Genomic DNA, 901 nt, shown 5'->3' with positions numbered 1-901 from the left:
CCCCCCCCCCGGGGCCGGCGCCGCCCGCGGCCGCCCCCGCGCCGCCGCGCCCCGCCCCCGGGGCCCGCCCCCCGCCCCCCCCCCGCCGGGCGCGCAGGCCGTCGCACTCGCCGTCCGCGAACCCGACGGCGCCCTGCGGCTGGTGGGCACGCACGGGGTGACGGCCGGTCAACTCAGCCAGTGGCAGCGGATCCCGCCGCGCACCAGGGTGCCGATGACCGAGGCGCTGCGCACCGGAAACGTCGTCTGGGTCGCCGACCGCGGCCAGTTCGCCGCCCGCTACCCGGACCTCACGGGCGAGGACCTGGTCCCGGGCGTGACCGTCTGCGTACTGCCCCTGCGGACCGAGAACCGGCTGATCGGGGCGATGAAGATCGGCTGGGCCGAACGCTTCCGTCCGACCCGCGCCGCCGAGGCGCACCTGGGCGCGCTCGCCGACCTCACCGCCGACGCGCTGGTGCGGATGCCCGCCGGGCCGTCCCCGGACATCGTCGACCCGGCCGGCGCGCCCTGGTTCCGGGCGGTGCTGGACGGGCTGATCGACCCCGTCCTAGTGCTGACCGCCGTCCGCGATCCCGAGGGAGCGGTTACCGACCTGCTGGTGGAGCACGCCAACACCGCCACCGTCGACCTGGCCGGCCGGGCCGCGGCCGACCTGCGCGGACGCCGACTGTCGGAGCTGTACCCCGGCATGGTCGCCTCCGGCGCGTTCGACCGGCTGCGCGCCGCCGCCGCCGACCGCGTCCCCTACCGCGGCGAGGCGGAACGTTACGTCGAAACCGTCGCCGGCAGCGCCCGCGCCACCGCGATGACGCTGCACGCCACCCCGCTCCAGGACGGCCTGCTGGTCACCTGGCGCTCCCACGACGAGGCCGAGCGGCACCTCGTCCAGGCCGCCCAG

At 78.2% G+C, this 901-nt stretch carries 1 protein-coding gene; it reads left to right on the top strand.

Annotated elements, in window-relative coordinates; translation table 11 throughout:
- Positions 1–142 precede the first annotated feature (142 nt).
- The coding region (locus KCH_RS40870) for a PAS domain-containing protein (RefSeq protein ID WP_167573973.1) at positions 143–901 on the top strand (759 nt) is incomplete at its 3' end.

The organism is Kitasatospora cheerisanensis KCTC 2395 (genome assembly GCF_000696185.1).
Classification (GTDB): domain Bacteria; phylum Actinomycetota; class Actinomycetes; order Streptomycetales; family Streptomycetaceae; genus Kitasatospora; species Kitasatospora cheerisanensis.
This window is presented reverse-complemented; position numbering and strand designations above follow the sequence as displayed.